A 19,712-nucleotide genomic window follows, 5' to 3' on the forward strand; every position below is an offset into this window, starting at 1 on the left:
AGGCGCCACGTGCTGGCGCTCACCATTCTTGCGATGTTCTATGACGGGCTGTTAACGCCTGATTCCGCGATTTTTGGCAGTGCTGCGGACCAATCCGCAATCATGAGGGTAAGAAGAGCCTCATGGAGGGGACACCTCAGGGTTTGTGCTCCAGACCGCACTAACTCAGACGAAACATGAATTATAAATCGCAGAGGCACAGTGTGCCGCGGCGGCTCCATCAGTCACCCAAATCGGGAGGCTTCGGCGGACGAGGGGGCATGGCTCTTCAAGAATCCGAGAAGCCACCGCTACCTACGATCTTCCCTTATTCTTGTCATCCATCCACTCGACGCAATAGTCCTGAACCGCGAAATGGCGAAGGCGGCGCCAACTTCAGGGATGTTTCTGCGCGAACGTCTCCGGCCTCCGCGTCCTTTCGCTCCCTTACGTATGGCTTACAGGGCGCCCCGCGTTTGCTTCCTCGGCTTCGAGGCGGCGGAGCGCATCCTTTGTGTCGACGTCGATTTCGATGGCGTCATCGTCGACCGGACATTCGAGCAGACCTTCACCGGCAGCCTCGATGAGGAGACGCGCGCCGCGGTCCCCTTCAAGATGAGCGACAGGATCGAACAAGGGGCGTCCGATCAGAACCGGATTGCCGCGCAAGCCGGCGCGCACTGGCGCTACCGCGTGCGGAGGTTTGACCGAGGCTTCGAATGCCTGGATCAGGCGATCTATGAGGGCGCCTGAAACGCGCGGCATGTCTGCGAGAAGGATGACCGCGCCTCGCGCCGTTTCGGGCAAAGCCGCGATCCCGGCTTTCAGGGAGCTCGATAGGCCGGCCTGGTGCTTCGGATTTTCGACCAAGGATAGATCGAGGCCCGCGAGAGCCGCCGCGATCTTCGGAGCGGCATGGCCGGTGACGACAAGGATCGGCCTTGCCCGCGAGGCCAGCGCGGCTTCGGCGACATGCCGGACCAAAGGCTTGCCTGAGAGGGGGACGACAAGCTTCGTATCATGCGGACCGGCGTTGAAGCGCGACGACCGGCCTGCGGCCAGGATGATCGCCGCGATCTCACCCATCGGATCGCGGCAGGGTCGAGACGACGCCGGCGCGAGGCGGGCAAAATGGCGCGACGCGGAAAGGCGATTCGGCGGCGACCGCCACTGCGGCGCCGCCGCTTTGGGCGACCGGAAAGGGACCAAATTTCACGCGGCCTTCTCCGTGTCGGCGCGCAAAGATTTGCGGCGCAGGGAGGCGATGACTTCGCCAAGGATCGCGATTGCGATCTCCCCCGGACTATCCGCCCCTATATCGAGTCCGATCGGGGCGCGTATGCGCGCGAGTCCCTCTTCGCTGAAACCTTTGCCGCGCATTCGCTCGAGCCTCTTGGCGTGAGTCTTCCTCGATCCCAGCGCGCCAATATAGAAGCAATCGGCCCGCAGGGCGTGGACGAGGGCTTGATCGTCGATGCGTGGATCATGGGTCAGCAGCGCTATGGCGGTATAGCGATCGAGCCGCAGGGCCGGCAGCGCCGCATCCGGCCATTCGGCGAGAAGCTGCGCATCCGGAAAGCGTTCAGGCGTTGCAAAAGCGGTGCGCGGATCGACGACGGTCATGTCGAAGCCGACGAGCTTGGCGGCCTGCGCAAGCGCCTGCGCAATATGAACGGCGCCGATCGTGATAAGGCGCGCGGGCGGCGCTGCGAAAGTGAGAAACAGCTCCTTGCCGGCCCAAATGGCCGAGTCGCTCTTGCCGAGCCGCAGCCGCTCGTCCAGAATTTCGGCCATAGGATCGGCGGCCAGATCCACGGCGCGGACGAGGCGCTGCTCGCCCGAAGCGACATCGGTTATGAGCGCGCACGGACGCCTTGCGGCGCGCTCGGCATTGAAGACCGCGAGGAGATCCGCCCGGTTCGCGTCAACGCTTTCGAGATAGACCCGGATCCGGCCGCCGCAGGAAAGGCCGACGCGCCAGGCCGTCTCGTCGGCGACGCCGAATTCGAGCATGCGCCGGCTGCCAATCTCGATCACATCCAGCGCTTCCGCGACGACATCGCCCTCGACGCAGCCTCCGGAGACGGAGCCAAGGAAATTGCCCTCGCCATCAATGACGAGATGGCTGCCGACGGGCCGCGGCGCCGACCCCCAGGTCTCCACGACGGTCGCAAGCGCGACGCCGCGGCCCGCCGTTTTCCATTCCTGCGCCTTGCGGAGAATGTCTTCATCGGATGCCAGCATGTGGCCGAGCCTTCCAAACATTGACGACATCAGCATCAAATCTCGATCGAATCTTATCGCCAATCGAGCCAAGAACATCGAGTCGCCATCCGCCCCTCATTCATTTTTTTGCGCGAACAGGTCGGCCCCTCGCCGAACTTGGAGGTCATACGACGCAGACCGCATGAGTCCAACTCACATCACCGCGAGCTCCTGTGGATCGACCGGCAGGGTGCGGATCCGTCGTCCAGTCGCCGCATAGATCGCGTTGCATATCGCCGCCGACACCGGAGGAACCCCGGGCTCTCCCACACCGCCCGGCGGCGCATCGCTTGGCACAATATGCACGCGCGTCTCCGGAGTTGAGTCCATGCGCGCAACCAGATAGTCGCCGAAATTGGTCTGCTGCGCCTGACCATTCTTGAACGTGAGCGAACTGAACATCGTGTTGCCGAGGCCCATGACCGCGGCCCCCTCGAATTGCGCCGTTACTCGGTCAGGGTTGAGCACCTGGCCGCAATCCACAGCCATATCGATCCTCTGCACGGAGGCGTTGCCGCGCACATCTACGGCCACCCGCGCAACCACCGCGACGTAAGTCAGAAAACTGCGATGGACAGCGATGCCGAATCCGGAGCGAGGCGGCAGCTTGCTTCCCCAGCCGGCGCGCTCCGCTGCGAGTTCGACGACGGCGCGATGACGGGCGGTGTCGATCGGGTAGTCGTCGAGAGAGGCGCCATAGTTGCCGTAGTTCACGCCCATGGCGCGCAGATCAACTTTACGCGGTTCGCCCAACAGTTCCAGAATATGCGCCACCGGGTCCTTGCCGGCGGCGGCCGCCAACTCGTCGACGAAGGAGCCGACAGCGAAGCCGTGCGGGATATTGTAGACGGAGCGGTACCAGCCGATGCGGATATGCGCCTTGGCGGGTCCGTTCTCGCATCGCACATTGGCGATGTCGTAGGGCAGGTCCACAACGCCCTGGTCCATCTCGCCTTGCGCGCCGTAGGTCACGTCAGGCTTGAAGGTCGTGGCAATGGACGGAAACACGCTGCGATGCAACCAGGCGACAGTCTTGCCGTCGGAGTCGAGTCCGGCTTCCAAATGATTGGCGCAGGCGGCGTGAAAGTAGTCATGCTTGATATCGTCCTCCCGCGTCCAGGTCACCTTCACCGGCGCACCGATCATGTTGGCGAGCACGGCGGCCTCGCCAACATAGTCGGGCTTCGACTTGCGGCCAAACCCTCCGCCAAGCAAAGTCACGTTGATCGTGACATTGGCCGGATCGACGCCGAGCGCCTCGGCGACAGTCTTACGCGCCTGCTGCGGGTTCTGGGTCGCGGTCCAAACCTCGCAGGCGCCATTCGTCACCTGAGCGACGGCGGCTTCCGGCTCCATCATGGCGTGCGCCAGGTGGGGGACGAAGTAATCGGCCGAGATGCGCTTGGCCGCGCCCGCCAGGGCCGCGTCGACATCGCCATTGTGGCGCATCACGCGCCCCGGCTTGCCCGCCGTTGCAACCAGCTCCTTGTAGTACGCGTCGGTGTCGAAGCTGCCGTTCGGGCCTTCGTCCCACTCCATCTCAAGCTGTTGGCGTCCTTGCTCGGCGGCCCAAGTGTTGCTGGCGATAACCGCGACGCCTCCGAGCGGCCTGAACCCGGCCGGCAGCGACGCGACGGGGATTTCCACCACGCGCTCTACGCCTGGCGTCGCCAGCGCCGCTTTTGCGTCATAACTCTTAAGTGTTGCGCCATAGACGGGCGGTCGCTCGATCGAGGCATATTTCATGCCCGGCAAGGTGAAATCGATCCCGTATACGGCTTTGCCGTGGACGATGTCGTCGAGATCGACGACAGGCAGCGGCTTGCCGATATAGCGCCAATCCTTGGACGGTTTCAAAATGAGGCTCTCGGGCGCCGGAACCGGCAGGCGCATCGCCGCCTCGACCAACTCGCCGTATCGCAGGCGTTGAGGCGCCTGCGGTCCAATCACTACCCCGGCCTGAGTTCGACATTTGGCGGGCAACACCTTCCACCGTTGCGCGGCCGCGGCGACCAACATTTGTCGCGCGGCGGCGCCCGCTCGCCGCAGCGGCAGCAGGAACTGCGTAACGCTGCGCGAGCCGTCCGTGTTCTGGTCGCCGTATTTTTCATCGCCTTGCGCCTGGATGATCTCGATATCGCTCCATTGGGCGTCCAGCTCGTCGGCCAAGGCCTGAGCCAGCGAGGTCTTGATGCCGGTGCCCATCTCGGAGCGATGGATGGTGATGCTTATGCGTCCCGACAGGTTAACGGCGACATAGACATTGGGCGCCAAGATCGCGTCGCGGCCCGCTGCGGCGGCGCTGAATATTGGATTGTAGCCCGCTACGTGGAAGCCAAGGACGAAGCCAGACGCTACGCCGCCGCGCAGCATGCCGCGACGGCTCAGATTCTTAATGGCGTCCATCATTCGGCCTCCCCTGCTGCGATCTTGATTGCGGCCTTGATGCGCTGGTAGGCGCCGCATCGGCAAATATTCCCCGCCATGGCGCTCGTGATCTGCTCGTCAGTAGGCTTTGGCGTCTGCGCCAGCAGCGCCGCGGCCTGCATGAGCTGGCCGGGCTGACAATAGCCGCATTGCGGCGCGTTGACTTGCTTCCAGGCGCGCTGAAGCGAATGGTCGCCATGGGCGCCGGCGAGGCCCTCGATCGTAGTGATGGCCTTGCCATGGGCCTCGGCGGCCGTCGTGATGCAGGCGCGGACGGCTTGGCCATCCAGATGGACAATGCAGGCCCCGCAAGCGCCGATCCCGCAACCGAATTTGGTTCCGCGCAGCCCAATAAGGTCGCGCAGCACCCAGACCAGCGGCATCTCGGGTGGGGCGTCGACCTGATGCGCCGCATCATTCACGCGAAGATCTAGCATCTCACTTAGCTCCTGTTCGACTTATCGGTGATAACGTCGCCTTTGCGGAATTGTTCGAGCCCGAACTATGCTGGGAGTTGGCGGTTGTGTTTGCCCATGACGGCGCGCAGCAGCGAGTCGGCGTGGGGCGCTGAACGATCTTGTGCCGCTACGAGCTAGAGGCCTTTGAGCAGGTTGACGACGTCCTCGATCTCGTCCCGCGTCGTGGCGCGGCCAAGGCTGAACCGGATCGCTCCCATGCCGATCTCGGGCGCGACGCCCATGGCTTCAAGGACAGGCGAAAGCTTGATCTCGCCCGAGTGGCAGGCCGAGCCTGTGGATGCGGCGACGCTCGGAATCTGGGCGAGGATGTCGGCGCCGACGCGGCCGACGAAAGAGACATTGAGCGTGTTTGGCAAACGATGCTCAGGATGGCCGTTAAGCACGACCCGGTCGCCGAAGGCCATGCGCAATTGCTCCCAAAACAGGTCTCGCAAGCGCTGTGTGGACGGCGCGCCGATCCAGGGTTGCGCGATCTCGCAGGCTTTGCCAAGGCCTGCGATCAGCAGCGCGCTCTCAGTGCCCGCGCGCCGCCCGCCCTCGTGTCCCGCCCCATGAATCAGCGGCTCGATCTCCAGCCCTCCGCGCACATAAAGCGCTCCGACTCCCTTGGGCGCATAGACCTTGTGCCCTGCGATGGAGAGCAGATCGACGCCAAGCGTCCCGACATTGGTTGAAATCTTTCCGACCGATTGAGCGGCGTCGGTATGCAATAAAATTCCATGCTCGCGGGCGATGCGAGAAATTGCAGCGATGGGCTGGATGGAGCCGACCTCATTGTTGGCGTGCATGATGCTGATCAGGAATGTGTCCCTGGTGATCGCTTTGCGGATCTCATCGGGATCGACGAGTCCCGCGCCGTCCACTGGGACGTAGGTTACCCTGGCTCCAAGTCGCTCCAGAAAACAGGCCGGCGCGATCGTCGCTGGATGCTCGATCTTGGAGACGATCAGATGCGATGGCCGCCCAGCCCTGGCAAAGAACAGTCCCTTGAGCGCGAGATTATTCGCTTCGCTTCCGCCGCTGGTGAAGACGATCTCCTCGGGCCGGCAGCCAAGGAGGCGAGCCACTTGAGCGCGCCCGGTCTTGATGGCCTCCCGCGCGCCATGAGCCGCCCAATGCAGGCTGGAGGGATTGCCGAAGTCGCCGGCAAGATATGGCCGCATCGCCTCGACGACCTCTGGGGCGGCCGGCGCGCTGGCGTTGAAGTCGAGGTAGATCGGCTTCATCGCCGCACACTTGCAACCGCTACGCGCCCGCGGCGCCCGCCGCGATTGGAAGTCCGCCGACCCTTCACGTACGAACCCGGATTTCCGGCGGGCCCGCCTCGACAGTCCCGATGATCCGGGCTGCCTGATAGCCGGCGTCGCAAATGGTTTGGAGCAGGCTCGCCGCCCGGCCGGGCGCGCAGGCGACGAGCAATCCGCCCGAGGTTTGCGGATCGGTCAGGATTTGTCGCCGCCAAGTCGGAAAGTCGTCCGGCAGCGCGACCTCGGCCCCATAGCTCGCCCAGTTTCGCTCCGAGGCGCCGGTGACGAATCCTTGCTGTGCGAGGTTCCTGGCGTGCGTCAGGAGGGGGAGGTCGTCGGCGCGGATTTCGAGCCGCGCCTTGGAGCCGCGCGCCATCTCGAGGCCGTGGCCAAGGAGGCCGAAGCCGGTGACGTCGGTGATCGCGTGGACGTCGGGTTCGCGGGCGAGATCGGCGCCGATGCGGTTCAATTGCGTCGTCGATGCGATCATTTCGGCGTAGGCGTCGCTCGTCAGCGCGCCCTTCTTGAACGCAGCCGAATAGATGCCGACGCCCAGGCCCTTGGTCAGGATCAAGGCGTCGCCTGGGCGCGCGTCGCAGTTGCGGCGCAGATCCGCTAAAGCGCAGACGCCGATGACCGCAAGGCCATAGATCGGCTCGGGCGAATCGATCGAATGACCGCCCGCCACCGGAATCCCCGCCTCGGCGCAGATCGCCGCGCCTCCGTTCAGAATTTCGCGCACCGTCTCGGCCGGGATCTTGTCGATCGGCATGCCGAGAATGGCGAGCGCCATGATCGGCTTCCCGCCCATCGCATAGACGTCGGAGATCGCATTGGCGGCGGCGATCCGGCCAAAATCGAATGGATCGTCGACGATCGGCATGAAGAAATCGGTGGTTGCGATCACGCACGATTTATCGTCTAGCCGCCAGACAGCCGCGTCGTCGCCGGTCTCCGCGCCGACCAGAAGGCGGGCGAAGGGGCCGGCAGGCGGCTGGTCGGCGAGCAGGCGTTGGAGCACCGATGGCGCCAATTTGCAGCCGCAGCCGCCGCCATGGGCAAGCGCGCTGAGGCGGAACGGCGATGGCGTCCCGATGTCGGCGCCTGTTCTCTCTTCCAGCCTTTCGCCCTGTGTGGTCAAACCGCGACCTCGACCGATTTGATCGTATATCGGAACGCGTCGGGATCGAGGCAGTCGAGCCGCACTGCGCCGACCTCAGCTTGAGGATACATGAGGAAGCCGATTTTCGAGCCGGCCGACCTCGGCAAGGCGACATCATGCGCGGCGTTGTAGGCGATCCAGTTGCCCTCCCACGCGCCAAACAGCTTTTCGCGAACGGCGATCACCTTGGGATCACTCGCCGGCAGGCCGCCGTCGGCCTCCTCCAACATCACTTTGCGAACGTCGGCCGGATCGACCGGAACCCAGCCGAAATCGGAGAGATAGACCTCGGCGCGGCAATGTTGCGCCTTGGTCACAATCTCGGATTTCGCGCCGAGGCTCTTGTAGCCGAATTTCGAGGGCGCCACGCGCAGGCCATAGACGTCGCGGGCGGGAAGGCCGGCGGCGCGGGCGAGCCCGACATAGAGCGCGTTGATGTCGGCGCATTTGCCGCCAAGATTGCCGCTTCGCAGCATGGCGGCGATGTCGCCGGAGCCGCAGCCGCGCGTCTTGGCGTCGCGGAAGGTGTTTTCAATGATCCAGGCGTAGATCAGTCGCGCCTTGTCGAGATCGGACGCCGCGCCGCCAACGATCTGGTCGGATGTCGCCTTCACGATGCCGTCGGTCGGAATCAAATCGGTCGCGTGGAGGTAGCGCGCGCGCTCCGCGCTGGAGAGTCGGGCGGCGCGGGGCTTGGCCAGATCGACTGCGCGGTCGCGGACGGCGACGCGGCTCGTCACCTCGACGACCGGGGCGGTCTCGCCCTCCTTCCAGTCCACGACGAGCATCCTCGCTCCATAGGCCGGGTCGCTTGCGATTGCGGCCTTGGCGGCGTTGGTCGTCCATTTGACTTTCGCGGGGCGGTTCCAGTCCTCGGCGGTAAAGCCGGGCAGCGGCACAAAGGCGCGGGACGGCCCCGCGGCATTCAAAAGTTCAACGCGGGTCACGACGTCGAAGCTGCGCCAGCCTTCTGGACGCGGTGCGAAGGCGGCCTGCGCCCAGGCAAATCGCGGCGTCGCCGCTGTGGCGGACAGCGCGGCTCCTGCCGCCAACAATTTGCGACGGTCGATCATGGCGTTCTCCCAGATTGCGCTGCAGGTGGTTGCAGCAGACGAGATCGAGATAAGTGTGGCGGGCGCCCGCCGATCGAGCGCGCCGCTGGAGATGTTGGCGAAAGCTGGTCAAACAGGCGATCGATCGCTGGATCGTCCCACTCGACATCGCCGACGGCGACCCGAAGGGGTCCTAGCGCCGCATCGAGTACGACGGTCGTTGGCAAGGCATAGATGTCCCAGGCCTTGGCGACGGCGCGGTCGCGGTCGAGCAGCACGCAAAAGGCGAGGGGGCCAGCGCCAAGAAAGCGCCGCACGGCTGGCTCGACCTCGCCGACAGCGATTGCAACGACCCTCGGACCCTTTTGCGCCCGGCGGGCGGCGAAGCGATCCAGCGCCGGCAACTCGGTCCGGCAGGGCGCGCACCAGGTCGCGAAGAAATGGACGAGCAGAACGGCGCCGCGATAGCTGGAAAGCCGCGTCTCGCCGCCGTCGAGCGCGTCCAGAATAAAGGCAGGCGTCGGTCCGCTGGTCCAGGGCTCAAGAATTGCCGAGGGCGCCGCATTGGCGGCGGCCGAGAAGGCGGTCACGGCGAAAGCCGTGTGCAGGAGGCGACAAAGGCGTGCGAAAACCCGGCGAGCGCCTGATGGGCGATTGCCGCGGCGGAGCTTGCGCGCGAACACAAGAGAGCGGCCCTGATCCACAGGAGCAGCGGAAATAGTCACGCGCGAATTTTCGGCGTTCTGGAGGCCGCTGTCAATTCGTCGCGTGGAAGGTTGGAGCAAGCTTAGACGGCCGCGAATTCATACGCTCGTCATAATCATTATATGACAAAGGCGGCGCTAATTATGTATTCATAATATATTGCCAGATGCGTGTATGCGATAAGACTTGAACGGCGCGCGATTAGTTGCCCTGTTGTAGCTCCGTGACATCGGAAGAGACAACCTTATTGGTTTGACATCGGGTCGAGTTGGCGTAGCATGCGACCGCAAGTTGAAATGAGGTCCAATGCCTCGGCGATCGCAAGGTGCGCATGCTCCCTGTGGGGTCGCCGCAGAGCGGATCGAAAGGGAGGCATTTCGCGATGAATATGGACCTCTCGCGACGCCAGTTCCTCGGAACGGCCGGCGCGGGTCTCGCTGGCGGGGCGCTCGGAGCTTTTGGCTTCGGGGAGATCGAAGCGGCCTTTGCCGATTCGATTCGGCCCTTCAAACTCGTCAATACGACCGAGACCCGAAACACCTGCCCCTACTGCTCGGTGGCGTGCGGCGTCATCATGTATTCCAAGGGCGACCTGAAAAAGGGCGAACCCGCCGAGATCATCCACATCGAAGGCGATGTCGATCATCCGACCAATCGCGGGACGCTTTGCCCGAAGGGTGCCGCGCTGCTCGATTTCGTCAAAGCCGAGACGCGCCTTAGGTATCCGATGGTCCGCAGGCCCGGCTCGGACAAGTTCGAACGCATCTCCTGGGAGCAGGCGCTCGACCGCATCGCCCGCCTGATGAAGGATGATCGCGACGCCAATTTCATCGCGGCGAATGCCGATGGCGTGACCGTGAACCGGTGGACGACCACTGGGTTCCTGGCCGCTTCCGCCACAACGAACGAGACGGCCTTCGCGACCTACAAGGTCGTGCGCAGCGCCGGCATGGTGGTCTTCGACAATCAGGCGCGCGTTTGACACGGCCCCACGGTGTCCAGTTTGGGCCCAACATTTGGCCGTGGCGCGATGACCAATTCCTGGACCGATATCAGGAATACGGATCTTGTCGTCATCATGGGAGGCAATGCCGCCGAGGCGCATCCTTGCGGCTTTAAATGGGTCACGGAGGCGAAAGCCAATAGGGGCGCCAAGCTGATCGTCGTCGATCCGCGTTATACGCGCTCGGCTGCGGTGTCGGACGTCTACGCGCCAATCCGGCAGGGCGCCGACATCGCCTTTCTTCTCGGCGTCATCCGCTATTGCATCGAAAACGACAAGGTGCAGTGGGACTATGTCAAGGCGTTCACCAATGCCGCCTACATCGTCAAGGATGGCTTTGCCTTCGAGGACGGCTTGTTCACCGGCTATGATGAGAAGAAGCGCGACTACGACAAATCGACCTGGGACTATGTGATCGGCGCCGATGGTTATGCCGTCGTTGACAACAGCTTGGAGAATCCGCGCTGCGTCTGGAACCTGCTTAAGGAGCATGTCTCAGTCTATACGCCGGAAATGGTCGAGCGCGTCTGCGGCACGCCGAAGGCGAAATTCCTCAAGATCGCCGAGATGATCGCCGAGTGCTCGTCGCCGACCAAGACGATGACGTCGATGTATGCGCTCGGCTGGACGCAGCACTCGAAGGGCTCGCAGAACATTCGCGCCATGGCGATGTTGCAACTGATCTTAGGCAATATCGGCGTGCGCGGCGGCGGCATGAATGCGCTACGCGGCCATTCCAATATACAGGGTCTGACTGACGTCGGCCTGATGTCGAATCTGATCCCGGGCTATATGAACCTGCCTACGGAGAAGGAAGTCGATTTCGACGCCTATATGAAGACCAGGGGCTTCAAGCCGCTCCGGCCCGGCCAGACGAGCTATTGGCAAAACTATAAGAAGTTCTTCGTCAGCTTCCTCAAATCCATGTATGGCGCGGCGGCGACCCCCGCCAATCATTTCGCTTATGATTGGCTGCCGAAACTCGATGTGCCGTTCTATGACGTATTGCGCGCGTTTGAGCTGATGCACCAAGGCAAGATGACCGGCTATTTCTGCCAGGGCTTCAATCCGCTCCAGTCGTTTCCGAACCGGAAGAAGATTTCCGATTCGCTTTCCAAGTTGAAGTTCCTTGTGGTGATGGATCCGCTCGATACGGAAACCGCGCGTTTCTGGGAGAAGCACGGCGACATCAACGACGTCGACCCGGCCAAGATCGCGACCGAAGTGTACCAGCTTCCCTCGACCTGCTTCGCCGAAGACGATGGATCCCTGACCAATTCCGGGCGCTGGCTGCAGTGGCATTGGGCGGGCGGGACGGCTCCGGCGGAGGCCAAGAGGGACACCTGGATTCTGGCGCAGCTCCACCTCCGCCTGAAACAGCTCTATCGGGAAGAGGGCGGCGCCTTCGCCGATCCGATCCTCAATCTCGAATGGCCCTACGCCGACCCCGGCGATCCGACGGCGGAGGAGATCGCCAAGGAAATTAACGGCAAGGCGCTTGGCGTCGTAAAGGATCCGGCTGATCCGACCAAAGTGCTGGTCGAGGCCGGAAAGCTCGTCCCGAGCTTCGCCGCCTTGCGCGATGATGGTTCGACGGCTTGCGGCTGCTGGATCTACTCCGGCTGCTTCAATGAGAATGGCAACAACATGGCCCGTCGCGACACGACGGACCCGGACAACACCGGCGCCTACCTGAAATGGGCCTTCGCCTGGCCGGTCAATCGCCGCATCCTCTACAATCGAGCCTCGGCTGATATCAACGGCAAGGCCTGGGATCCGAGCCGCAAGCTGATCGAATGGGATGGGGCGAAGTGGTCGGGCTACGACGTGCCGGACATAGCGCCAACGGCGAAACCGAACGAGGTTGGGCCGTTCATCATGAATCCCGAGGGCGTCTCGCGCTTGTTTGTTCGCGGGATGATGCGCGATGGGCCGTTCCCGGCCCATTACGAGCCGTTCGAGAGCCCGGTCATCAACCCGGTCTCCCCGCGGATGCAGAGCAACCCCGTCGCCCGAATCTTCCAGGACGACCTCCGCCAATTCGCGAAAGCAGGGTCGACGGAATTCCCCTTTGCGGCGACCTCCTACCGGCTCACTGAGCATTTCCACTACTGGACCAAGCACGTCAGGGTCAATGCCGTGCTGCAGCCGGAATTCTTTGTGGAGATATCGGAGGAGCTCGCGGCGCTGAGGAAGATCAAGCTGGGCGGCTGGGTTCGGGTCTGGTCGAAACGCGGCTCGGTGCGGGCCAAGGCGGTGGTCACCAAGCGGATCAGGCCGCTCATTTGCGACGGGAAGGCCGTCCACATCGTCGGCATTCCGCTGCATTGGGGATTCACCGGCGTGGCGAAGGAGGGCTTCGGACCGAATGCACTGACGCCATTTGTTGGCGACGCCAATATAGAGACGCCGGAATACAAGGCTTTTCTGGTCAATATAGAGCCTATCGACTGGCCGGAAGCGTGAGGGAGGCGGAGTAATGTTTCCACCAATTCCGAATCCCACGACAAAGCCTCAACGGCCGACGTTTGGCGCGCAGGATCTGATCCGCCGGTCGGCCTCCACGATCACGCCGCCGGCGCAGCGCCAGACCGAAGTGGCGAAGCTGATCGACGTCTCGAAATGCATCGGCTGCAAGGCGTGCCAAGCCGCCTGCCTCGAATGGAACGATCTGACCGAGGAGGTCGGAGTCAATGTCGGCGTCTACGACAATCCCCATGACCTCACCGCCAACACTTTGACGCTGATGCGCTTCACCGAATGGGTGAACCCCGAGACCGACAATCTCGAATGGCTCATCCGCAAGGACGGCTGCATGCATTGCGAGGATCCGGGCTGCCTCAAGGCCTGCCCGGCGCCCGGCGCCATTGTGCAATATTCGAACGGCATCGTCGATTTCGACCATGATAAATGCATAGGCTGCGGCTATTGCGTGAAGGGATGCCCCTTCAACATCCCGCGCATTTCCGAGGTCACCCACAAGGCCGCCAAATGCACCTTGTGCTCGGACCGGGTCGCCGTTGGCCAAGGGCCCGCCTGTGCGAAAGCCTGTCCGACCCAGGCGATTGTCTTCGGCTCTAAGGACGAGATGAAGACGCATGCCGAAGGACGGATCGCCGATTTGAAGTCGCGCGGCTACGCCAATGCCGGCCTCTATGACCCGCCGGGCGTCGGCGGCACCCATGTCATGTATGTGCTGCACCATGCCGACAAGCCGGAGATCTACGCGGGCTTGCCGAACAACCCGAGGATCAGCCCGATCGTCGAGGCTTGGAAGGGCGTGACCAAATATGCCGGCCTTGCCGTCATCGGCTTCGCGGCGGCCTTCGGATTCGTCCATCATCTCATCGCCGGGCCGAATCGCGTTTCGGACGCGGATGAAAATGCGGCCGAGCGGCTTGCGGACGGTCGGAGATGGAGATCATGAGCGCAGACGACATCGAGCCCGGCGACGCCATTCACCGGGGTCATCCGGTCATCGTCGACCGCTACACCAAGGGCGCCCGGATCAACCATTGGATCACGGCGGCGAGCCTCGTGCTCCTCGCCTTGTCCGGACTGGCGTTGTTCCATCCAAAACTGTTCTTCCTCACCGGCCTGTTCGGCGGCGGCCAGACCACGCGGATGATTCATCCATGGATCGGCGTCGTCTTATTCTTCAGCTTCTTTGGCCTGTTCCTGCGTTTCTGGAAGGCCAATCTCTGGAAGCGGGAGGATGGCACATGGCTTGCGCGGATTCGTGACGTGCTGACCGGTCACGAGGAGCGGCTGCCAGAACTTGGCAAATATAACGCCGGCCAGAAATTCGTGTTCTGGTCGATGTCGGCGCTGATCCTGGTCCTGATTACGAGCGGCGTCGTGATCTGGGATCAGTATTTTTACGAGTTCACCACGATTGAGCAGAAGCGCGTCGCGGTGCTCGTCCATGCGATCGCGGCGGTGCTTGCGATCTCGGTCTGGATCATCCATGTCTACGCGGCGATCTGGGTGCGCGGCACGATCCGGGCAATGACGCGCGGCTCGGTCACTGGCGGCTGGGCGTGGCGTCATCACCGCAAGTGGCTGCGTGAACTCGCCGCGAAATTGCCGAATGGCCGCTCGAAAACGACTCATGCCAAATGAGCGGGATTTCGGGCCGCATGCCGGCGCCTCTCTCGAACTGTCGCGACGGCTCTGACGAGACGACGTTTTGTGGCGGGAACCATGGGTCGGCCCCGCCGCCCATGATATAAGGTCCACGTGGCCCGGTGGGTTCGTGAGGAAGCGATATGACGCGCAAGGGTGAGGTCTCGCCGGATCCGACGGCGATTGGCGATGTCGCCGCGCCGCCCTTCGTCGTCCTGCCGGACCCGATGCGCCTTTTCGCTCTGCGCGCCGCGCGGCTCCGCGCCTTGGCCGAAACAAGCGCGCTTGCGCCTTATCTGCGTTTCTTGGCCGATCTCGCCGCCGCGCAGAATATGACTCTCGACGGATTGCCCGAGCCAACCCGCCCCGATGCCGACGCGCTCGCCCGCGCAAAAAAATTCGAAATGCCGCCGCTGGACCGAAGCCGCATCCTCGCCGACGCGGCCTTGGCCGCGACATTCGACCGACTCTTCGCGGCGGCGCAGAAAATCGAGCAGCCGGCGGCGGCGGCCGACGCCCTTGCTCGCGTGATGCAGGCGGGGCTGGCCGAGCAAGAAGCGATGGCGCGCGCCGTGCTCGCGGATGCGCTGCCGGTCGAGGCGATGGCCGAGCACGTCTATATCGCAGCGGCGCTCCAGATTCACTTTGCCCGACTCGCCGCCGGGCTCGCCGCGGGGTCGCTCGTTTCCCTCGGAGATGGGACCTGCCCAGCCTGCGGCGGCGCTCCGTCTGCGACGATGGTGGTCGGCTGGCCGGGCGCCCATGGCGCGCGTTTTTGCACCTGTTCGCTCTGTGCGACCCTTTGGAACGTCGTTCGGATCAAATGCGTGCTCTGCGGCTCGACCAAGGGGATCGGCTATAAAGAGATCGAGGGCGGCGCGGGCGCCATCAAGGCCGAGACCTGCGACCAATGCCGCGGCTGGGTAAAGATCCTGCATCAGCACAAGGATCCCGGGATCGACCCCTTCGCCGACGACGTCGCGAGCCTTGGCCTAGACTTGTTGATGCGCGACGGTCCTTATCGGCGCGGCGGGGTCAATCCCTTTTTGGCGGGCTATTGAGGCCACCATGTCGGATGCGATCGCGCGCCTGCGCAAACTACCTTCCGTTGATCAGCTGCTGCAGACCGAAGCTGGCGCCGCCGCCGTCGACCGTTTCGGCCGGCCGGGCGCGACAGCGGCGATCCGATCCGTCCTCGCCGAAGCGCGCTTGGCCGTTCGCGAGGGACAGATGCTTCCCAAGACCGACGCCCTCGCCGTCGCGGCGTTGGAGCTGCTCGAGATCGGCGAGCGATCGCCGCTGCGCCAGGTGTTCAACCTTACTGGCACTGTGCTCCATACGAACCTCGGCCGCGCGGTGCTCGCCGAGGCGGCGATCGAGGCGGCGACGGCGGCGATGCAGGCGGCGGTGGCGCTCGAATATGATCTCGATACAGGCAAGCGCGGCGAACGCGACGACCATTTGCGCGGCCTCCTTTGCGAATTGACGGGGGCGGAGGACGCCACTGTCGTCAACAATAATGCGGCCGCGGTGCTGCTTGTGTTGAACAGCCTCGCCGCTGGCAAGGAGGCGATCGTCTCGCGCGGCGAATTGATCGAGATCGGCGGCGCGTTCCGGATGCCGGACATCATGGCGGGGGCCGGAGCGCGGCTCATCGAGGTCGGCACAACCAACCGGACGCACCTCAAGGATTATGTCGGCGCGATCGGGCCGCAGACCGGCGTTGTGCTCAAAGTCCATCCGTCGAACTACCGGATCGAGGGATTTGTCGCCGAGGTCTCCGCGCGCGAACTCGCCGAAGTCTGCCGCGTCACGGGCGCGCCGCTGGTCAACGATCTCGGCTCCGGCACGCTCATTGATCTGCGCCGCTTCGGCCTCGCGCATGAGCCGACCGTTTGGGAAGCCGTCGCCGACGGCGCCGATCTCATAACCTTTTCCGGCGACAAGCTGCTCGGCGGCCCGCAGGCTGGTTTTATCGTTGGCCGCAAGAATCTGATCAAGACGATCAATCAGAATCCGATGAAGCGGGCGCTGCGCGTCGACAAGATCCGGCTCGCCGCGCTCGAAGCGACTCTGAAGCTCTACCGCGATCCGGACCGGCTCGCCGAACGTCTGCCGACCCTGCGCCATCTGGCGCGTCCTTTAGAGGAAATCGCGGCTATGGCGCAGCGTCTCGCTCCAGCCGTGCAGAAGGCGCTCGGGGAGGGGCTCATGACATCTTGCGCCGAATGCGCCAGCCAGATCGGCTCGGGCGCGCTGCCGCTGTCGAGCCTCCCGAGCGCCGGCCTCGCTCTTGCGCCGAAGAAGGGGGGCGGAAGGGCGCTGGATCAGCTAACGGCTGCGTTCCGGCGGCTGCCGATTCCTGTGATCGGCCGGATCGAGAATGGCGCGCTCCTGCTCGATCTCCGCTGCCTGGAGGATGAGGCCGGCTTTGCCGCCAATCTCGCTTCGATCGATCCGGCGCTTGGCGCGGGAGGCTTCGATGAAATGGCTTGACCATTTGACCAAAGGCCTGGGGCGAAGCAAGAAGCAAGCTCCCAAGACGCTTGCCGCCGAAACCATCGCTGAGACCATGGCGGCGGCGCTGAGCGCGGCGAAGGCGGGCGATTACAGGCTGGCGCTTGATCTTTGGGAGCCGCTGGCGCGGGCGGGACAGGCCCGCGCCCAGAACAATATTGGCGCCTGTTTCGCCGAAGGGCTCGGCGTTCCGCGCGATCCTCTTCTCGCGCAAAAATGGCTCACCCTGGCGGCGGAGGGCGGCGATCCGGTCGGGCAGCGCAATCTGGCCGCGCTTTGGTTCAAGGGCGAGGGCGTCGAGCCGGATCAGGCCCGCGCCGCCGGTCTCTATCGCAGGGCGGCCGAACAGGGCGATGGACCGGCGCAAGACATGCTGAGCTTTATGCTGCTCGAAGGCGAAGCGATGGAGCGGGACGTCGTCGAGGCGCGGCGCCTGGCGCTCGCCGCCGCCGAGCAGGGCGTCGCCCCCGCGATGACCCGGATGGGCATGATTTTTCACAATGGGCTCGGCGTTGAGCGCGATCCGGTCGAGGCCGCGCGCTGGTGGCGGCAAGGGGCCGAGGCGGGCGAGCCCGATGGGCAGGCGATGCTCGGCGCCGCTTGCCATCTCGGCTCCGGCGTCCCGCGCGATGGCGTCGAGGCCTTCGCCTGGCTGCTGCGGGCGCGCGAGGGCGGCAGCGCTCTCGCCCAGCCCTTCTTCGAGGCGGTGCGGGCGTCGCTGACGCTCGATGAGGAGAGCGAGGCGAAGCGGCGCGCCGCCTTGCCTCTGAGGGCGGCGGTTGGGGGGGCGGCGGGATGATCGTCGGCACGGCTGGCCACATCGACCACGGCAAGACCTCGATCGTCAGGGCGCTGACGGGCGTCGACACCGATCGTCTGAAGGAGGAAAAGGCGCGCGGCATCTCGATCGACCTCGGCTTCGCCTATTTGCCGGTGGAGGGCGGCCAAACGCTTGGATTTGTGGATGTCCCAGGCCATGAAAAATTTGTCCACACCATGCTCGCGGGGGCGAGCGGCATCGACTTCGTCATCCTCGTCGTCGCGGCCGACGACGGCGTGATGCCGCAGACGCGGGAGCATCTTGCGATCGTCGACCTGCTCGGCATCGAGGCTGGCGTCATCGCGCTCGGCAAGGCGGATCTCGCGTCGCCCGACCGGCTCGCCGAGGTCGAGGCTTCGGTCCGGCGCGAACTCGCCGGGACGGCGCTTGCCGACGCGCCTGCGCTCGCCGTGTCGACCGTGAGCGGAGTCGGCATCGATGACCTCCGAAGTCTCCTCCTCGCCGCCGCCCGCAGGTTCGACCGGCGCGCGGCGTCCGGCCGGTTCCGGCTGGCGGTGGACCGCTCGTTCACGCTCGCCGGCTTGGGGACTGTCGTCACTGGGACGGTTCTTTCCGGGTCGATCGGCGTCGACGACCACGTTATCGTCAGTCCTTCAGGCCTCTCCGCGCGGGTTCGTTCGATTCACGCCCAGAACCGGTCGAGCGAACGCGGCGAGGCCGGCGAACGCTGCGCGCTCAATCTTACCGGCGACGCCATCTCCAAGGATGCGACCAGCCGCGGCGACGTCGTGCTCGATCCCGATCTCCATGCGCCGACCGATCGGATCGACGCAACGCTTCTGGTTCTGCCGAATGAGCCGAAGCGGATTGGCCATTGGTTTCCTGTGCGGCTGCATCATGGCGCCGCCGAAGTCGGGGCCCGCATCGTGCTTCTTTCCGATGACGCTGGCGCGCCGGGAACACGCGGGCGCGCGCAGCTTGTGCTTGATCGGCCGATCGCGGCGGCGGCGGGGGATCGCTATGTCATCCGGGACACCTCCGCCCAGCGCACCATCGGCGGCGGCCGGTTCCTCGATCTGCGCGCGCCCGGACGCAAACGCCGGACGCCCGAGCGAAGCGCGCAGCTTGACGCCCTTGCCCTGGCCGAACCGGAACAAAGGCTAAAAGCGCTGCTCGACGCCCCGCCGCGCGTCCTCGATCTGACCGCGTTTGCGCGCGACCAGGCGCTGGCGAGCCCGGAAGCCGACGCGCTTGCCAATCTTGTCGGCGCGACGCGGCTTTCGGGCAACGGATCGGTTTTCGCGCTGTCGGCAGGGGCCTTCGCGCGCTTTCATGATGATCTGCTGGCCAGGCTCGCAGTCTTCCATCTCGATAACCCGGACCTTGCCGGAATGGGCTTTGAGCGGCTGCGCCAGGAGCTCGAGCCGCGGCTGCCGGCGCCAGCGTTCAGGAGCGCGCTGCAGGCCTTCGCCCGCGACGGCGAGATCGGTCTCGACGGCGCGTGGGTGCGCCTCTTTGGCCACGAGGCGCGGATGAGCGCGAAGGATGAAGTGCTTTGGTCCGCGATTCGGCCCTTGCTCTCCAGCGAGGAGCGTTTCCGGCCGCCGCGCGTACGGGACGTCGAGAAGCTCGTCGGCGCATCAGAGCCGGAGATTCGCCGGCTCTTGAAACTCGCCAGCCGAATGGGCTTGGCGCATGAGATCGCGCAGGACCATTTCTTTCCGCGCGGCGTCGTGGCCGAAATGGTCGAGATCATCGTCGATGTCGCATCAAGGGCCGACGATGGCTGGTTCACGGCGGCGCAATTCCGCGATCGCGTGAACAATGGCCGTAAGGTCGCGATCCAAATTCTCGATTTTTTCGACCGCCATGGCGTGACCCTTCGGCGCGGCGATCTCCGTCGCGTCAATCGGCTCCGGCTCGATCTTTTCCGGCAAGAGCCAAACCTTGAACGGAGCCATGGCGTGAAC

16 protein-coding genes and 1 pseudogene are annotated in these 19,712 nt (G+C 64.3%); 7 read left to right on the plus strand and 10 right to left on the minus strand.

The features are described 5' to 3' along the window. Positions 1–426 precede the first annotated feature (426 nt). The 9 genes from DL86_RS08505 to DL86_RS08540 all read right to left on the minus strand — a co-directional run bounded on the left by DL86_RS08505 (position 427) and on the right by DL86_RS08540 (position 9,201). Positions 427–1,065, minus strand: coding sequence for a nucleotidyltransferase family protein (locus DL86_RS08505; protein ID WP_036260170.1), 639 nt, complete (start codon positions 1,063–1,065; stop codon positions 427–429). Further along, on the minus strand, positions 1,058–1,195 hold the full coding sequence (locus DL86_RS19760) for a hypothetical protein (RefSeq protein ID WP_156964541.1): 138 nt from the start codon (positions 1,193–1,195) through the stop codon (positions 1,058–1,060). Before DL86_RS19760 ends, DL86_RS08505 begins: the two co-directional genes overlap by 8 nt. After that, positions 1,192–2,223 carry an XdhC family protein gene (locus tag DL86_RS08510; protein WP_036260353.1) on the minus strand — a complete coding sequence of 344 codons (1,032 nt, stop codon included), beginning with the start codon at positions 2,221–2,223 and terminating at the stop codon, positions 1,192–1,194. Before DL86_RS08510 ends, DL86_RS19760 begins: the two co-directional genes overlap by 4 nt. A 174-nt stretch (positions 2,224–2,397) precedes the next feature. Continuing rightward, a complete protein-coding gene (locus DL86_RS08515; protein WP_202899179.1) occupies positions 2,398–4,653 on the minus strand; it encodes a xanthine dehydrogenase family protein molybdopterin-binding subunit in 2,256 nt (751 codons plus the stop codon). After that, positions 4,650–5,108, minus strand: coding sequence for a (2Fe-2S)-binding protein (locus DL86_RS08520; protein ID WP_036260175.1), 459 nt, complete (start codon positions 5,106–5,108; stop codon positions 4,650–4,652). The genes DL86_RS08515 and DL86_RS08520 overlap by 4 nt, the downstream gene beginning before the upstream one ends. Positions 5,109–5,263: 155 nt before the next feature. Beyond that, positions 5,264–6,376 carry a cysteine desulfurase family protein gene (locus DL86_RS08525; RefSeq protein ID WP_036260177.1) on the minus strand — a complete coding sequence of 371 codons (1,113 nt, stop codon included), beginning with the start codon at positions 6,374–6,376 and terminating at the stop codon, positions 5,264–5,266. 64 nt (positions 6,377–6,440) lie between these two features. After that, a complete protein-coding gene (selD, locus tag DL86_RS08530) occupies positions 6,441–7,493 on the minus strand; it encodes a selenide, water dikinase SelD (RefSeq protein ID WP_036260356.1) in 1,053 nt (350 codons plus the stop codon). A gap of 41 nt (positions 7,494–7,534) precedes the next feature. Next, positions 7,535–8,632 (minus strand): transglutaminase-like domain-containing protein, encoded by a 1,098-nt coding sequence (locus tag DL86_RS08535; protein WP_156964542.1) that lies wholly within the window; start codon positions 8,630–8,632, stop codon positions 7,535–7,537. Then, positions 8,629–9,201 (minus strand): TlpA disulfide reductase family protein, encoded by a 573-nt coding sequence (locus DL86_RS08540; RefSeq protein ID WP_162180410.1) that lies wholly within the window; start codon positions 9,199–9,201, stop codon positions 8,629–8,631. Before DL86_RS08540 ends, DL86_RS08535 begins: the two co-directional genes overlap by 4 nt. Before the next feature lie 497 nt (positions 9,202–9,698). On the opposite strand from DL86_RS08540, the gene fdnG reads away from it, so the two are divergent. The 7 genes and pseudogenes from fdnG to selB form a co-directional block, all read left to right on the plus strand. Beyond that, complete coding sequence (gene fdnG / locus DL86_RS08550) at positions 9,699–12,785, plus strand: formate dehydrogenase-N subunit alpha (RefSeq protein WP_156964543.1); 3,087 nt, start codon at positions 9,699–9,701, stop codon at positions 12,783–12,785. Between the two features lie 13 nt (positions 12,786–12,798). Further along, on the plus strand, positions 12,799–13,746 hold the full coding sequence (gene fdxH / locus DL86_RS08555; RefSeq protein ID WP_036260180.1) for a formate dehydrogenase subunit beta: 948 nt from the start codon (positions 12,799–12,801) through the stop codon (positions 13,744–13,746). Next, on the plus strand, positions 13,743–14,441 hold the full coding sequence (locus DL86_RS08560) for a formate dehydrogenase subunit gamma (RefSeq protein ID WP_036260363.1): 699 nt from the start codon (positions 13,743–13,745) through the stop codon (positions 14,439–14,441). The genes fdxH and DL86_RS08560 overlap by 4 nt, the downstream gene beginning before the upstream one ends. Before the next feature lie 146 nt (positions 14,442–14,587). After that, a complete protein-coding gene (gene fdhE / locus DL86_RS08565) occupies positions 14,588–15,505 on the plus strand; it encodes a formate dehydrogenase accessory protein FdhE (protein ID WP_036260182.1) in 918 nt (305 codons plus the stop codon). A gap of 7 nt (positions 15,506–15,512) precedes the next feature. After that, positions 15,513–16,940 carry an L-seryl-tRNA(Sec) selenium transferase gene (selA, locus tag DL86_RS08570; protein ID WP_036260185.1) on the plus strand — a complete coding sequence of 476 codons (1,428 nt, stop codon included), beginning with the start codon at positions 15,513–15,515 and terminating at the stop codon, positions 16,938–16,940. After that, positions 16,927–17,760: a tetratricopeptide repeat protein gene (locus DL86_RS08575; RefSeq protein WP_036260366.1), complete on the plus strand. Its 834-nt coding sequence runs from the start codon at positions 16,927–16,929 to the stop codon at positions 17,758–17,760. The genes selA and DL86_RS08575 overlap by 14 nt, the downstream gene beginning before the upstream one ends. Beyond that, a pseudogene (selB, locus tag DL86_RS19210) lies at positions 17,757–19,589 on the plus strand (selenocysteine-specific translation elongation factor); the annotation flags it as partial. The gene DL86_RS08575 and the pseudogene selB, both read left to right, overlap by 4 nt. On the opposite strand, the gene DL86_RS20740 reads toward selB, so the two are convergent. Next, positions 19,512–19,703, minus strand: a complete 192-nt coding sequence (locus DL86_RS20740; RefSeq protein ID WP_036260191.1) for a hypothetical protein — start codon at positions 19,701–19,703, stop codon at positions 19,512–19,514. The pseudogene selB and the gene DL86_RS20740 sit on opposite strands and share 78 nt — an antisense overlap. Between the last annotated feature and the right edge of the window lie 9 nt (positions 19,704–19,712).

Origin of the sequence: Methylocapsa aurea (genome assembly GCF_000746085.1) — a bacterium.
Taxonomy (GTDB): Bacteria; Pseudomonadota; Alphaproteobacteria; order Rhizobiales; family Beijerinckiaceae; genus Methylocapsa; species Methylocapsa aurea.

Bases quoted from the DNA above. Each gene is read 5' to 3' on its own strand.
- DL86_RS08505 (WP_036260170.1), bottom strand. From the start codon at position 1,065: ATGGGTGAGATCGCGGCGATCATCCTGGCCGCAGGCCGGTCGTCGCGC.
- DL86_RS08510 (WP_036260353.1), bottom strand. From the start codon at position 2,223: ATGCTGGCATCCGATGAAGACATTCTCCGCAAGGCGCAGGAATGGAAA.
- DL86_RS08515 (WP_202899179.1), bottom strand. From the start codon at position 4,653: ATGATGGACGCCATTAAGAATCTGAGCCGTCGCGGCATGCTGCGCGGC.
- DL86_RS08520 (WP_036260175.1), bottom strand. From the start codon at position 5,108: ATGCTAGATCTTCGCGTGAATGATGCGGCGCATCAGGTCGACGCCCCA.
- DL86_RS08525 (WP_036260177.1), bottom strand. From the start codon at position 6,376: ATGAAGCCGATCTACCTCGACTTCAACGCCAGCGCGCCGGCCGCCCCA.
- DL86_RS08535 (WP_156964542.1), bottom strand. From the start codon at position 8,632: ATGATCGACCGTCGCAAATTGTTGGCGGCAGGAGCCGCGCTGTCCGCC.
- fdxH (WP_036260180.1), top strand. From the start codon at position 12,799: ATGTTTCCACCAATTCCGAATCCCACGACAAAGCCTCAACGGCCGACG.
- DL86_RS08560 (WP_036260363.1), top strand. From the start codon at position 13,743: ATGAGCGCAGACGACATCGAGCCCGGCGACGCCATTCACCGGGGTCAT.
- fdhE (WP_036260182.1), top strand. From the start codon at position 14,588: ATGACGCGCAAGGGTGAGGTCTCGCCGGATCCGACGGCGATTGGCGAT.
- selA (WP_036260185.1), top strand. From the start codon at position 15,513: ATGTCGGATGCGATCGCGCGCCTGCGCAAACTACCTTCCGTTGATCAG.
- DL86_RS08575 (WP_036260366.1), top strand. From the start codon at position 16,927: ATGAAATGGCTTGACCATTTGACCAAAGGCCTGGGGCGAAGCAAGAAG.
- DL86_RS20740 (WP_036260191.1), bottom strand. From the start codon at position 19,703: ATGGCTCCGTTCAAGGTTTGGCTCTTGCCGGAAAAGATCGAGCCGGAG.